Source organism: Dyella japonica (assembly GCF_040545895.1).
Lineage (GTDB): Bacteria > Pseudomonadota > Gammaproteobacteria > Xanthomonadales > Rhodanobacteraceae > Dyella > Dyella japonica_D.
The window spans coordinates 1044082-1058125 of sequence record NZ_JBEPMU010000001.1; the positions used below are offsets into that span (position 1 = coordinate 1044082).

The window sequence follows — 14044 nt, forward strand, 5'->3', positions numbered from 1 at the left end:
CTTCACCATGCCGACCTCGGGTACGCGAGCAAGCCTAAGCGAGGCGGGCCTTCGCGGCCTGGTGAGCACTGCCCAATGCAAGACGAACGGCGTCGAGAATGTCGTTAGCTAAGGTGGCATCCGTCTTCAGAATCGCTCGAGAGACCGCAACGGCGCCGATCTCAGCCGCCACGGCTGCAATGGCCAGCCGGCGTCGCTCCGCAGCGGGGATATCCCGCTCCAACGAACGCTCTAGCCATCCCACCTGCTCCTCAAAGGAGCGCGCAAAACTGGTGCTCACGGCCTCACCTTGCCGGCCAATTTCGCTCGCAGATGCGGCCATCGGACAGCCGGTCTCGAGACTGTCCCGCATGCGCGTGGAAAGCAGTCCGTCGAGAAAGTCCTCGAACTTTGGATTATGGGCTTCAGCCCACTCTTGGGTGTCGACCATGTTGCCGGCGAATCCGTGTTCGAACGCGGCCGCGGCCAACTCATCTTTGGATTTGAAGTGGGCGTATAGCGCGCCGTGGGTCAGTCCGGCCGCTTTGGCGATTTCCGCCACGCCGACGCCGTCGATGCCGCGCGCGCGGAACAGTCGACTGGCGGCATCCAGGAGGGCATCCCGGTTTTCAGCCGCTTTCTCCTTGGAAACACGCATTTGTTCACTCCTGACCGCAAAAAACGCGGACGGCATATTTTTAGTTGCACTCGCCATCAAAGTCAATTATAACTTACTCGACGCTTTAATTGCGTCTGCAATTAATAAACTCAATGGAGATTCGAACATGCGTTACAAACTGTTTGGCGACAACACCGGTCTGCGTGTTTCCGAGCTCGCGCTTGGCGCGGGCAACTTCGGCACGGGCTGGGGTTACGGCGCCGATCACGACGACGCCCGCCGCATCATCGACGCTTACGCCGACGCGGGCGGCAATTTCATTGACACGGCAAACTCCTACCAGGGCGGTCAGTCTGAAGAAATCATCGGTGAGGCGCTTGCGGGTCGCCGCGACGACTTCGTCGTAGCCACCAAATACACCGCGCCCGGCGGCGCTAGGGGCGGCATTCTGGCCACGGGCAACAGCCGCAAGGCTATGGTGACCTCGGTGGAGGACAGCCTGAAGCGCCTGAAGTCCGACTACATCGACCTCCTGTGGGTACACATGTCCGACGGCGTCACGCCGGTCGAGGAAATTGTTCGCGGGTTCGACGACCTGGTGCGCGCGGGCAAGGTCATTTATGCAGGCTTGTCGGATTTCCCAGCATGGCGCGTGGCTCGCGCGGTGACCATCGCTGAACTGCGTGGCTCGGCCCCCATTGTCGGCCTCCAGTTCGAGCACAGCCTGGTGGAGCGCAGCAGCGAACAGGAACTCTTGCCGGCCGGCAAGGCGCTGGGCCTGGGCATGGTGGCGTGGTCTCCGCTGGGCGGCGGCATGTTGACGGGTAAATATCGCCAGCAAGGTGCCACCGGCCGTCGCGAAGGCTTTGGCGGCAACGTGTTCCAGCCGGAGAACTCGGCGCTGCGCACCGCCATTCTCGACACGCTCATCGAGGTCAGCCGTGAGCTCAACGTTACCAACAGCGAAGTAGCCATTGCCTGGGTCGCCGCCAAGGGCACTTTGCCGATCATTGGCCCGCGCACGCTGGAGCAGCTCAACAACAACCTGGCCGCGGCGAACCTGAAACTGTCGCCGGAACACATCGCACGCCTGGATGCCGTCAGTGCGTTGCCGCCGACGTTCCCGTACACGGTGCTCGAAGGCGCACGTCCGCTTTACACAGGTGGCAGGGTCGACCTGTTTGACGCGCCTACGACGACCGTCGCCTGACTCACTGAGCCAACGCCATCGCGAGATGGTGTTGGCTCTTTCACCGCGCGGAGTGATGTATCGGGATCCCGATGGACTCGGCTTCTCCCGCTACCCGGAGAATTTTCATGACGGTCCAATCCATCGACAGCATCACGAGCTATCACGCTCACATCTATTTTGACGGCCCGCTACAGGCCGCGATCGCCCAAACACTGCGACAAGATATCGAAGAACGCTTTTCCGTCGCCATGGGACGGTGGTGGGACAGACCTATCGGGCCGCACGCCCGACCGATGTATCAAGTGTCGTTCGCACCCAGCGAATTCAGCCGTTTCCTGCCTTGGCTCATGTTGAACCGGCGAGGGCTGGCCATTCTCGTGCACCCCAACACCGGACATCCTCGACGCGATCATCTCTTCGATGCCCTGTGGCTCGGAGAGGTTCTGCCCATCCAGGCTGATCCCTATCTGGTCGACCAAGAGCCGTCCGAACCGCCGCTCGCACCCACCACTCACCCCACGGTAACGGCATGAACACCCACTTCTATCGGAATGCACTGATCATTGGCGCTGGCCAGGGTATTAGTGCCTCGCTTACCCGGTCTCTCCGGGAGGCAGGTTTACCAGTGGTTATCGCATCTCGGGCTGCAGAAAACCTGCGTTCCCTTGCCGAGGAGACTGGGGCATTCGCACTTTCCGTCGATGCCGCTCACGCCTCTGAGATGGAGCGCCTCTTTGGCGAAACGGATGCCCTCATCGGTGCGCCCGAAGTCGTTATCTACAACGCTAGTGGCTACGTCCGTGGCTCTGTCACCACACTCGACCCGAAAAGCGTTGAGCAAGCAGTGGCTGTAACAGCCTTGGGTGCGTTCTATGCGGTGCAGCAGGCGGCCAAGCGCATGGTGCCTGCCGGCAAGGGGGCCATCCTTCTGACGGGCGCCACCGCAGGCGTTAAGGGATTCGCTCTCTCAGCGCCCTTTGCCATGGGCAAATTTGCGCTGCGTGGTCTGGCACAAAGCGCCGCTCGCGAGCTCATGCCCAAAGGCATTCATGTCGCCCATTTCGTCATTGACGGAAGCGTGCGTTCGGCAGGGCAGTCCGACCCGTCAGATGCTACGTTGGATCCCGATGCTGTCGCGCAGACCTATATCGATATGCTTTGCCAGCAGCGCAGTGCATGGTCTTCAGAGATCGAAATCAGGCCGTGGGTCGAGCGCTACTGACCTGGGCACAGACATCCTCAAGCGCCGCCGCGGGACGCTTCAGCAAGCGTGACGTCCGCCATGCCTCTCTCGGAAGCAGAAGTCGCAAACTTATTCGTAGTTCCTTCTACCCTGTGTGCTTATATGCCTTATGCAGCGTGCGTCGGCTCTCGTCAGTGATCCGACCTATCAACACACCACTTTTGAGAACCACGACCATTCAATTTAGCGGCCACCGTGAATAGGCGCGGCCAACCTTATGCGTCGCGTAGCAAACCAAATCGGATAAGGCTTTCGGCGGCAGCCACGATAGCTTCCTCACGCGGGCGCGGCGTCCAACCCAATAGCCGGGTGGCTTTTTCACTGGTGGCGTTGAGGCGCAGGCCCAGCAATGGTACGGAACCTTTCAATGCGGGATCTTTGAGTGCACCCAGACGCACCACCCAGTTGGGCAGCGTCCGTGTCGATACCTTCCTGGCGACCGGCCCCATGCGTTCTTTCAGGACTCTCGCCACATCTGCCAGCCACATGCTCTCGCCAGCAACGGCCAGGAAGCGTTCACCTTTCGCCGCTTCATTCGTCATGACGCGTACATGCAGATCAGCGACGTCGCGCACATCCACAAAACCACAATTGATCCTGGGATTCCCGAGCTGGCCATCCAGGAGGCTTTTGATCAGTCGGATGGAATGAGAGTAGTCTGCGCCAAGCACCGGTCCTAACACCGCGACCGGGTTGATCGCGGATAGCTGCAGCCCTGCGCCCTCGCGACGAACGAAGTCCCAGGCTGCGCGCTCCGATAGCGTCTTGGACTTCTGGTACGGCCAGACATTCGTCTTGGTCAGGTCGCTCCAATCGGTTTCATTGAACGGGCGCGTCATGGGCCCATGTCCAGCGCAGATCGCTCCGAACGCCGAGGTCAGCACCACGCGCCGAACCCCGGCGTCACGCGCTGCACGAAGCACCCGCAGATTGCCGTCCACGGCAGGCCTGATCCAATCGTCTTCGCTGGTCTGGTGTCCCGTTGGCGTTGGCGACGCGCCGTGCATGACGTAGACGCAACCGGCGATGGCTTCCGCCCAACCATCGTCTGCGCTCAAGTCGGCAGTGACGAAAGAGAGGCGATCTCCCGGTTCGGCACCACCCCCCTTGAGGTGCTCGCGCACTTCGGCTTCTCGTGCCAGCGAACGCACCGTGGTTCGCACGCGGTAGCCGCGAGACAGCAGTGCCAAAATACAGTGCTGCGCGATGAATCCGGTTCCACCGGTGACGAGCACCCGTGCGTCGTTGTCGTTCATGCGGTTCCTCTAAGAGCGTCGGTTGAACAGGTGTCGCTGCCTTGTCGAGAATGGCGCGGCGAAGAAGGCGAAGGTTAGAGCTGCTCTCTCGGATTCGTAATGCTTCATCGTGCGACTTATTTGCGCGATAGTACGAGCATGAGTGCCGATCCCTTCTCCGACATCCTCCAATTGACCAACGCCGAGTCCCTGATGACCGGCGGCTTCACAGCCGGCGGCACGTGGGCGATCCGTTTTCCCGCGCCGGATAAGATCAAATTCTTCGCCGTCGTGAAGGGCTCTTGCTGGGTATGCATCGATGGTGAAGCGGAGCCGGTCCGCTTTGAAACCGGAGACGTAGGTTTACTGACTGCAAAACGCTCATTCGTTCTGGCGAGCGATCCTGACGTTCCGCCTATCGAGGCGATGAGCGTGTTTTCCCGTGCGAAAACGTCGTCGGCGGCTCTGGGCGACGGAAATGATTTCGGTCACGTCGGTGGCCATGTCTTGCTCGATCCGGCGAGCGGCCGGCTCCTGTTGGACGTCCTTCCGCCATGGATCCACGTGCCGGCTGCATCGCCGCAGGCGACGACGTTTCGATGGCTGCTCGATCGATTGGTCGAAGAAAAGACGTCCGACCTGCCCGGAGCCTCGCTCGTCGCAGCGCAACTGGCGCAACTGCTTTTCATCCAGATTCTGCGCGCCCATCTGAAAACCTCGGAGCCCATGGCGGGATGGCTGCGTGCATTGGGAGACCCGCGCATTGCACCAGCGCTCCGATTGATGCACGACGATCCCGCGCGGCCGTGGCAACTTGATGAGCTTGCCAAGGCTTGCGCCATGTCTCGCACGACCTTCGCTTTCCACTTCAAGAAGGGTGCGGGCGTCGCGCCACTGACTTATCTAGCCCAATGGCGAATGCGTCTGGCGGAACGCACGCTTCGAGAAAGAAACACACCCGTCGCGCTTATCGCTCAATCGCTCGGTTACACATCCGAGAGCGCATTCAGTAACGCCTTCAAGCGCATGACCGGCCAGTCGCCCAAGGCATATCGCTATGCCTCGCGGGCTGTAGATCGGCTCTCTTGAACGTGTACGCAATCCGGGCTAAGGCTATCGCCCTGCTCGATCGCTTAGCCGGATACGCGCGCTAATCGTTCCAGTCATCTAGAACTTGTGGTCGATGGTGCGCGGTAGACGGTCATACGCTTGTAGGCGCCACCGCGTACAGATTGTTGGTGAGACTTCACCGTTTCGGCCTCTGCCGGTCGTCAGTCCCAAGCATGTCGCGAGGTCGCGCTCAATTTATGAGCGCTCCATCAGCCCATTGTTATGGAGGATTGCCGCGTCGAGTCTTAGATTTAGACGCCTGGGCCGGCGCGCTATCTTTCGCGGTGATTTGGTGCTTCTGGCGACGATGCGTGCCATGAGCTAGGCGCCACCTGGACAGCGCGTCCGCGCCGGGTCCTTCCGTGATGGCGAGGTCTCTCGGATGCAGCGGCTTGCCTGTGCGCTTATCAATAAAGCCCCACATCGCCTCCTCGCCAGTCTCTCGATTGACGAATTTGATCGGAGGCGCCGAGGCTCCGGACATTCCCAATTGATCCCCAATCTGGGCCAGAACGGGTATCACGGCCGCAATTTGCCGTCCTTTCTCGGTCAGGAAATATTCGAACCGCTCTGGATTGGTCTGATAGCGCTGCCGTTCGACGAGGCCGTTCGCCTCGAGATGTTTCAGTCGATCGCTAAGCGTCGCATTGGTCACGCCCGAGGACTGGCGAAAGTCGTCGTACCGACTGATGCCAAGAATAAGGTCGCGCAGGATCAGCAATCCCCATCGATCGCCAATGGCGCCCATGACGCCAGCGATCGAACAGACCATTCCCTCAAAACCCTTGGAACGCATGACCCTTTCATCCAGTGACGGGAAACTCCCGCTGCCACTCTCATCATAGGAGTTCGTCTTTGCGGCGACAAATTCCTGCACGCTGGAACGAAAGTGCGCCATGTACTACCCGCTTTCATCTGCGGCCCGAATGCCTTCAGGTAACGGGCCCTTGCCCTCGGGTTGAGCCTGAGATACAGTAACTCCAGTTATAAGAGTTAGTCATCTCGAGCCGAGACAATTCGAGCGAGCTGACAGGCGAACGGACCCATCCAGGCACAGCTATGGCCGGGAATGGTGTGGCCATGCTGTCGAGCGGTCCGACCAAGGCGAGCTCTCATCCCACCGTGGAAACGATCATGTCTTCCCAGGAAATCTCCAAGATCTTCGTCATCGGTGCGACAGGCGCCCAGGGTTTACCCGTGGTGGGCGCCCTCGTTGCCGATAGGAAATATTCCGTGCGCGCGCTTAGCCGCGACGCAACGTCCCGACGCGCAAAGGCGCTGCTTGCACTTGGCAATGTGTCGATCCTGGAGGGAAGCTTCGCTGACGAAGCGGTGCTGCGAGAGGGCTTTCGTGGCTGCGACGGAGCCTTCATCAATATCGATGGATTCAATACAGGCGAGAAGACTGAAATTTACTGGGCCATTCGATGCTACGAGATAGCAATAGAGGAAGGCATCCGGTTCTTCGTCTATGGAAATCTTGACTACGCACTGAAGAAGGCCGGATACGATTCGCGCTTTCGTGCCGGTCACTACGACGGCAAGGGTCGGATAGGCGAATGGATCTTGTCGCAAAACCTGGCGAACAGGGACAGGATGGGAGCGGCGGTGTTCACCACGGGGCCATACATGGAGATGGCCATCTCGGCCATGACGCCGATGACTCCTTCCGTGGAAGATGGAATTCTGACCTGGCGCGTGCCGCTGGGTGACGGTGCAGTACCCCATGTCGCACTCGAAGACTGTGGGTATTACGCCCGCTGGGTGCCATGCAACACTCCTTCCGCTTGCGCGTCTATAGTGTGTTGCGTTGACCGTCTGAAGTCGCAGTCGAAAGCTGACCTTACCGATAACACATGCAGTATTGCAGCGGTGAGGCGCTTCTAACGCCGACCTCCGCATTGCCATTGATTGATAGCCCCGATGACTAACCCGTCTAGGTGGCGCATTGATTCATGGGACATGCTTTCCGACCGGAACGAATACTCGAGCGAGTAATCGCTAGCAAGTACTGCACGCCTGCACTCCAAGCCGGCTGGCCAAGAGTTGTCGCCTGCCAACGGTTCACTATTGGCATGGCAACTGGCTAGCAGGACATCGTCGTCGGCGAGTTGTGGAGATTCTCGCTGTATGTCCGGCGTCACCACGTGACTCCAAACATCCCAGTTCCTTCCACGGTGAACTGTGAGTGTGCCATCGCGTTCGGAGGTCTTTATCACCGTAGTAGAAGAGAGGATCTCAGACTTCAGTGTCGACTCGGCACCGAAATCGGCCCACCTCTGCGAACGAAATGCCGACCGCTGTTCGACGACTCCACCACTGATCGAACTGGGAAACGGGCACTGCGCAGCGTCGGGGCCCCTTACGCCATCGCAGCCAGCAAAAGCGAACCCATGAGGCGCTCCCGGAGGATCAGCTGGAACCCACCAAACATCAGCCACCGTCTGACCTTCAGGCACACAGAAATCGCCGGCAGCGTCATCAAGGTGGTGACGGCTTGACGAAGAACACCCGCCAGCAACCATCGCAGCGAGAACAACAACCGCCATTGGCGTCCGCTTCTTCACTCGGTCCCCCGTCCCATAAACCGTTGCTCCGTTGAAGGTCCGCTCCGGGTCCGAAGCGGACGTTAGCACCAGTTCGGCCGCGCTGCGGGATCCCATGACCGCTTTCGGCCCCAGAGCGGACATGGAGCCAGGATGGCCCCGTGGAATTGGCACCACAGCCCGTTCGGCCAACGTGCACTGTTCACCTAGTCATTCGAGGCAGGCGCGAGTCGCGCTGGCTTGAAACGCGCACTGGAGTCGGCCCCAGCTCGCAGGCCTTCCTGATACGTTTTTTTGTAACGCAGCATCACCCTTCGAGTGCGGCGCGATGGGCTATGGCGCATCCGCTCCCTGGACATCCAAAGACAGGCGCAAATTACACGCGGCATCCACCGGCCCGGGTGTCTCCTATGACGTCCAAGAAGAAGTTACGAGATGTCCATGGTGGAGGCACCGTCCTTCGGACGTCAGCTCAGATACCTCATCCCTGCCCCGGGCGCCTTGGTTCGAACTGATCGTTGCTCACGAAGCAATACGAGTTGCTCAAGAGACGAGATGTGGCCGGTCATATCCTCCGCTAGAGTCTGGTGAAACGTTGCGTGGGCCGACACGCACCTGCACCGCACAGGTCTGTTGCCAAGCTGTTACGGAGCACATTGACAGTACTTCGGCCCATTGGATCTTTCATTGCGCAGGCCGGGGCGGCATCTGGAGCCCCGGCGTCGGACGTAGCCTCCTTGAAGACTAGACCAATTGGACTCATGCAACTCACTGGCCTCAAGTATTTCGTCGCCGTCGCTGAACACGGCAGCTTTTCAGCTGCTGGGGAATGGCTGGGCGTTTCGGTTTCGACGTTGACCCGAAGCGTGACAACACTGGAAGAAGATCTGGGCCTGAGCCTGTTCGAGAGAAGCAAGCAAGGCGTTGCGCTTACTCCTGCGGCCGGACCGGTACTTACTGAAACCAGGCGAATGCTCGCCAGTCTGCAAACGGTGACGGATGTCGCCGCGGGAGTGGCGCGAGGCACTGCAGGAGAGCTTCGCCTGGGCGTTCGATCGCCTCCATTGGGCGAGCCCCTGCGCGACATGCTCGCGCACTGGCGCGAGGGTCATTCCGCCGTGCGCCTGGTCGTCCATGAACTGCCGGATCTCGAATTGTTCTCTGAGCTCGTGGCGCGACGTATCGACGTCGCGCTGATACCAAGCTACGCGCCATGGCCGCGCATCGTCATGGAACCACTCTATAGCGAGCGAATGGTGGCGGCGGTGCCCCAAGACCATCCGCTCGCTCAACGCACATCGCTGCGCTGGAGCGATTTGCTAGGTGAAAACATCTACGTCCAAGACTGGGCTCAAAGCCACGCCATGCGGGAGTTCTATGCCAGGATGATGGGACCAGGCATGCCGCTTAATCCCGTTCCTGCTGGAAAGCAAACCATCTTCAGCCTGGTGGCCGCGGGATTCGGCGTGACGCTCGCGCAACAAAGCCAGGCAGAAGTGAGCTTTCCGGGCGTGGCCTTCCGTGCCATCGACGAGCCAAGCGCCCAGGTGGAGTTCTCGCTGGCGTGGTCGCCACATTCGGAGTGCTCAATCATCGGTCGATTCTTGTACTCGATGCGTTCGAGCGCCAGGAGCAAGGGCGTCGCGCCGAGGGATATCTAGAGATTCATCGCAGCATTGTCGGAGTGCATTCCGCTCGCATGTTTTCAGATCCGCATTGTGAAACAAGACTTCGAAAGAAGCCGCTGGCAGCACGCTCGATGCCTCGCGGAGCACCAACGCTTCCATCCATCTCTCATTGGAGGTACCAGCAATGCCTACGATCACCACTCCGGACGGCGTAAAGATCTTCTACAAGGACTGGGGCTCAGGCCAGCCGATCGTCTTCAGCCATGGCTGGCCCCTCTCGGCCGACGACTGGGATGCCCAGATGACGTTTTTCCTCCAGCACGGCTATCGGGTGATCGCCCATGACCGACGCGGGCACGGTCGATCCGACCAGGTCGGCACCGGCAACGACATGGATCACTGGGTCGCCGATCTCGCTGCACTGACCGAACACCTCGGCCTCCGCGACGCGATCCACATCGGGCACTCCACCGGCGGCGGCGAGGTGGCCCGCTACGTTGCTCGCCATCAGGAGCGTGTCGCCAAGGCAGTGCTGGTGGCCTCGTTGACGCCGAACATGGTGAAAACCGACGCGAACCCTGCCGGTCAGCCGCAGGAGTTTTTCGACGGGGTCAGGGCAGGCATGCTTGGCAACAGGTCGGAGTTTTACCGGGCAGTCCCGGAGGGCCCGTTCTACGGATTCAACCGTCCGGGCGCCAAACCGTCTGAGCCGGTGATCGCGAACTGGTGGCGCCAGGGCATGGCTGGCAGCGCCCAGGCCCATTACGAGACCGTGTCCTCCTGGCTGGAGGACTACACCGAGGACCTGAAGAAAATCACCGTGCCGGTCCTGGTCATGCATGGCGAAGACGACCAGATCGTCCCGTTCGCCAGTGCGGTGCCGCGCGCGGTCAACCTGCTCACGAACGGTAAGCTGAAGACATACCCTGGCTTCCCGCACGGCATGCTGACCACCCACGCGGACGTTCTCAACCCCGACCTTCTCGCGTTCATCAAATCCTGACGAGACATCGGCCCAAACCAGAACCAGGCAATTCGAGTGGCGCGCTCCATTGGTGCGCCACTCGGCTTTCGCGCCACACAGCGCTCAAACTGGGCAATGCTCTGACTTCACGGGTGATTCGTTGATGGCAGCCGGTTTGGAGCAGTGTTCTTTTGCTTGGGAAGGATTGTTCCCGTTACGAATCCTTCGTCGGTGCTCTCAGCATGCATGGCGGTGGTGTCGAGGTTATACGTCAACCTATCGCCATGCACATTGCCTTGGCCTTCAATGGTCACGACGGCCCCCGTCGTCAGTGCCGCGATGTGATTGACGTTGTCGTAATCCAGGGAATCCGCATCGCCGCTAACCAAGCGGTCTTGCTCGTCCAACTCTTGGAAGTGAGCGGGATGTCCTTTCACGACAATATGCGATATCTGCTGGTCAGCGTCGAAATAGAGCCTCGCGACGTCCCCTGTAACGACCATAGTGCCCTGTGTCACCTTCACCGCTCCGATTAGTGTGGTCACCGAATTGGGAAGGTTGTAAGCGCTTGTCGATTTTGCCGTGGTATTGATCGGCTGCAGGCGATCGGCCTTCTTAGCGGCCGCTGGCCATGAAACGACTAACGAGACGGATAGCCAGAGAACTGCACTCCATAGCCGCGACGCCATCGACTTCTCCTTAGAGTTGCAGCCTAGCTACTGCTTGAAGCAGCCAAGTGCCATGGCTACGTTGCGTGGGTCGGAAACGAACATCCTGGTGATCGAATCGCTCATCTCACAGAAGCGATGAAAGCATAACGACGAGCAGGCCAAGGACCACGCCTGCAAGAAGAACGAAGCAGAGTGCAGGGGCAGACAGAAAACCGAAGAACCGAACATTCTTCGCTGCGAAAACGCACCCGCAACTGGGGCACCGTACTTTTGAGGACGCAGCGGGCAGCGCGAATCCGTGGGACGTGGCAATCCCGCCCCACAGCAGAGCCCCTCGCCCCTCAAAGTGAGCGGTGCATTTGGGGCAAGTCTCCCACTGCCGATTCATCGATCTCTCCCCGTGGCTTCCCTGCGATGTCCGCCATGGGTCGAAAGCAGACATGGTGGCGATCCCTCATCCAAAAGTGGGAGGCAAGAATTTCTCTCGCGACTGCCAACAAATGAATGATGACTGAGCACTTCGAGCCTATCGGATAACCAATCGACCCCAGGATCGAACTAACGCTCTTTATGGCGTGAGCAACAAGGACTGCACCTTCTTGGGGTGCGCTGGATTCTACGCCATAAGGCCAAGCCGCAAAGTCGGCTGCGCCTCTCCGTGGAGGCTGAAGGACTAGCTGATACGTCGGTGTTGTCACCATCAGCAGGGTAAGTGCTCGTGAAACTAAAACGTATGTTTTCGCCGTATTTAATTGCATCGGCATCAGCCTGTGCGATGAGTGAAGTCACGCAAGCTGCCGCTGCCAGCTATCAGCTTGAGATCGAGCCATGGAAGCAACAAGGGATTGAGAAGCCAGAGACCCCTCGACGCTGGCTCAAGTCGCATTGTCGACCGTGTTCGCCATGGGTTTCCTCCTGATCGATGCGTGCGCTGCAGATTGGCACTTCGAACGGATGTGCCGCTGCCGGTTACCCGCTGCACCCTCTAATCACTTGACACCGTAGGAACCCATGATGATTTCGACTACCGCAGTGCCAGTCGGCTTTGCGCCGGAGGCGGCGTCCGCGACCCATGAGCATAGCGATCCATCGCCGGTGGCGGCAGCGCCGGTGAAGCGCGCCGAACGGATATCCAGCATCGATGTGCTCCGCGGATTCGCGCTGCTCGGCATCTTGGTGCTGAATATCGACTCATTCGGCGATGTGCATGCGATGTACCACGACATCCCTAGCGGCACCTCGTTGGATGCCTTCTCCGGCCCGCATGCGCATTGGAGCTTGGCGCTGTTTTACATCAAGTGGTTGTTCTTCGAAGGCAAGATGCGCGGCATCTTCTCCATGCTGTTCGGCGCTGGCGTTGTCTTGTTGACGAGTCGCGCCGAGAAGCGCGGTGCGGGCGGTGCCATTGCGGATATTTATCTGCGCCGCAATATGCTGCTGGTGCTGTTTGGGTTGATCCACGCCTGCTTGATTTGGGGTGGCGATATTCTTTTCGATTACGGCCTGGTGGCGCTGCTCTTTCTCTATCCGTTCCGCAAAGCCAACCCCAAGAAGCTGTTGCTGGCCGGAACCGTGATGTCGTTGTTGAGCACGTTCGCCATCAATGTCGTCCTACACAGCGAGCATGATTTCAGCCTGTCGCGCGAAGCCGCGGTGATTGCGACCAAAGTGCAGCAGCACCAGCCGCTCAGCGCGTCCGAGCGCGCCGAGCAGGTGGCCTGGCAGGCGCGTGTCGATACCTTTGCCAAGCGAGCAGCCCCCGCGCAGGTGCAACAGAGGGTCGCAGAAGCTCGCCAGCAGGGTTATTGGGATGGCGTCCTGGATAGGATGCAGGGCTATTTTGGGCCGGGTGTATCCAACCACGTCGTTCTGATGGGGGATGAATTGGCTCCCATGCTGATGGGAATGGGCTTGTTTCAGCTGGGTTTCTTGACCGCTGAAGTATCGTTGGCAACCTACCTGTGGACCGCGCTGATCGGCTTTGGCATTTCGTTGCCGTTGCTGGCGATGGGCGTGGCGCGCACGTATGGAAACGGCCACTTCTTCTTTCTTACTGCGGAGGAATGGTTGTTTCTCCCTTACTACCTGACGCGCGAGGCGGGCATGTTCGCCATCGTCTCGGTGGTAATGATTTTGATCAAGCTGGGAGCCTTCAAGCGGATGCAGCGGTTACTTGCTGCGGTAGGCAAGACTGCGCTGAGCAATTACCTGCTGACCAGCCTGCTGTGTCAGTTCATTTTCATATGGGGGCCGTGGAAGCTGTTCGGCACCTTGCAGTACTACCAGTTGATGTACGTGGTGTTCGGAGTTTGGGCGCTCAACCTGGCCGTGAGTCCGCTGTGGCTACGCTATTTCCAGTTTGGCCCGGTGGAATGGGTATGGCGTTCGCTGACTTATGGAAAGCGCCAGCCGATGCTGGTTCGCGGTGAGGTGCGCTAACCCAGAGATGACCGGAGCAAACGGGACGGTGGAAGTTAGTTCGAACAATGACAGTAGGACTTAACTACGTCCGTCCCGTTTGTCGTGCGCTATCTTGGCAGGATGATCGCAACGGCCGCCTGCTTAGTTACCGATCGCCGCGACGCACGCTGCATTGAAGACTCATGACTGGCATTCCTTAAGAAATCTCGTCTTGGTCTGATGGTCGATTCCGGCCAACGACATCACACCGCTGCGAGGCTTGCGCATGCGCACCACAAGACAAGCAAATTCTCGCGCTCCGTTGACCTTGGCGCGGGCTAGCCTCAGGCGTCGCTTGGTTACCCCGTAGCTGTGTGAGGCAGGAAGTTCCGGCCTCGTCACAAACAGGAAGTGTTGGGAGCAGCTCATATTTCAGCCGGCAAGAAAAATACGTAAC

Annotated in this window: 12 protein-coding genes; 8 read left to right on the forward strand and 4 right to left on the reverse strand. The window is 59.4% G+C overall.

Going from position 1 to position 14044, the window contains the following annotated elements; translation table 11 throughout:
• Window positions 1-34 precede the first annotated feature (34 nt).
• On the reverse strand, window positions 35-637 hold the full coding sequence (locus ABIC75_RS04520) for a TetR/AcrR family transcriptional regulator (RefSeq protein ID WP_354012654.1): 603 nt from the start codon (window positions 635-637) through the stop codon (window positions 35-37).
• 127 nt (window positions 638-764) lie between these two features.
• Here ABIC75_RS04520 and ABIC75_RS04525 point away from each other — a divergent pair, with 127 nt between their 5' ends.
• The 3 genes from ABIC75_RS04525 (at window position 765) to ABIC75_RS04535 (ending at window position 3012) form a co-directional block, all read left to right on the forward strand.
• Window positions 765-1808 (forward strand): aldo/keto reductase, encoded by a 1044-nt coding sequence (locus tag ABIC75_RS04525; RefSeq protein WP_354012655.1) that lies wholly within the window; start codon window positions 765-767, stop codon window positions 1806-1808.
• A gap of 107 nt (window positions 1809-1915) precedes the next feature.
• Complete coding sequence (locus tag ABIC75_RS04530; protein WP_354012656.1) at window positions 1916-2323, forward strand: DOPA 4,5-dioxygenase family protein; 408 nt, start codon at window positions 1916-1918, stop codon at window positions 2321-2323.
• Window positions 2320-3012 carry an SDR family NAD(P)-dependent oxidoreductase gene (locus ABIC75_RS04535; RefSeq protein WP_354012657.1) on the forward strand — a complete coding sequence of 231 codons (693 nt, stop codon included), beginning with the start codon at window positions 2320-2322 and terminating at the stop codon, window positions 3010-3012. Before ABIC75_RS04530 ends, ABIC75_RS04535 begins: the two co-directional genes overlap by 4 nt.
• Before the next feature lie 236 nt (window positions 3013-3248).
• Here ABIC75_RS04535 and ABIC75_RS04540 read toward each other — a convergent pair whose 3' ends face one another.
• The gene (locus ABIC75_RS04540) at window positions 3249-4289 is read right to left on the reverse strand and encodes an SDR family oxidoreductase (RefSeq protein ID WP_354012658.1); all 1041 of its coding nucleotides are present in this window, start codon (window positions 4287-4289) and stop codon (window positions 3249-3251) included.
• Between the two features lie 138 nt (window positions 4290-4427).
• Here ABIC75_RS04540 and ABIC75_RS04545 point away from each other — a divergent pair, with 138 nt between their 5' ends.
• Window positions 4428-5357, forward strand: a complete 930-nt coding sequence (locus ABIC75_RS04545; protein WP_354012659.1) for an AraC family transcriptional regulator — start codon at window positions 4428-4430, stop codon at window positions 5355-5357.
• Between the two features lie 241 nt (window positions 5358-5598).
• Here the strand turns inward: ABIC75_RS04545 and ABIC75_RS04550 are convergent, their stop codons facing one another.
• Window positions 5599-6276 (reverse strand): winged helix-turn-helix transcriptional regulator, encoded by a 678-nt coding sequence (locus ABIC75_RS04550; protein ID WP_354012660.1) that lies wholly within the window; start codon window positions 6274-6276, stop codon window positions 5599-5601.
• 236 nt (window positions 6277-6512) lie between these two features.
• On the opposite strand from ABIC75_RS04550, the gene ABIC75_RS04555 reads away from it, so the two are divergent.
• The 3 genes from ABIC75_RS04555 to ABIC75_RS04565 all read left to right on the forward strand — a co-directional run bounded on the left by ABIC75_RS04555 (window position 6513) and on the right by ABIC75_RS04565 (window position 10555).
• Window positions 6513-7265, forward strand: a complete 753-nt coding sequence (locus ABIC75_RS04555) for an NmrA family NAD(P)-binding protein (protein ID WP_354012661.1) — start codon at window positions 6513-6515, stop codon at window positions 7263-7265.
• 1420 nt (window positions 7266-8685) lie between these two features.
• Window positions 8686-9585 carry a LysR family transcriptional regulator gene (locus ABIC75_RS04560; protein ID WP_354012662.1) on the forward strand — a complete coding sequence of 300 codons (900 nt, stop codon included), beginning with the start codon at window positions 8686-8688 and terminating at the stop codon, window positions 9583-9585.
• Between the two features lie 151 nt (window positions 9586-9736).
• Window positions 9737-10555 (forward strand): alpha/beta fold hydrolase, encoded by an 819-nt coding sequence (locus ABIC75_RS04565; RefSeq protein ID WP_354012663.1) that lies wholly within the window; start codon window positions 9737-9739, stop codon window positions 10553-10555.
• 107 nt (window positions 10556-10662) lie between these two features.
• Here the strand turns inward: ABIC75_RS04565 and lptA are convergent, their stop codons facing one another.
• Window positions 10663-11205 carry a lipopolysaccharide transport periplasmic protein LptA gene (gene lptA, locus ABIC75_RS04570; protein WP_354012664.1) on the reverse strand — a complete coding sequence of 181 codons (543 nt, stop codon included), beginning with the start codon at window positions 11203-11205 and terminating at the stop codon, window positions 10663-10665.
• Between the two features lie 996 nt (window positions 11206-12201).
• Between lptA and ABIC75_RS04575 the strand changes: the two genes are divergently transcribed.
• Window positions 12202-13626, forward strand: coding sequence for a DUF418 domain-containing protein (locus ABIC75_RS04575; RefSeq protein ID WP_354012665.1), 1425 nt, complete (start codon window positions 12202-12204; stop codon window positions 13624-13626).
• The last annotated feature ends 418 nt before the right edge of the window (window positions 13627-14044 follow it).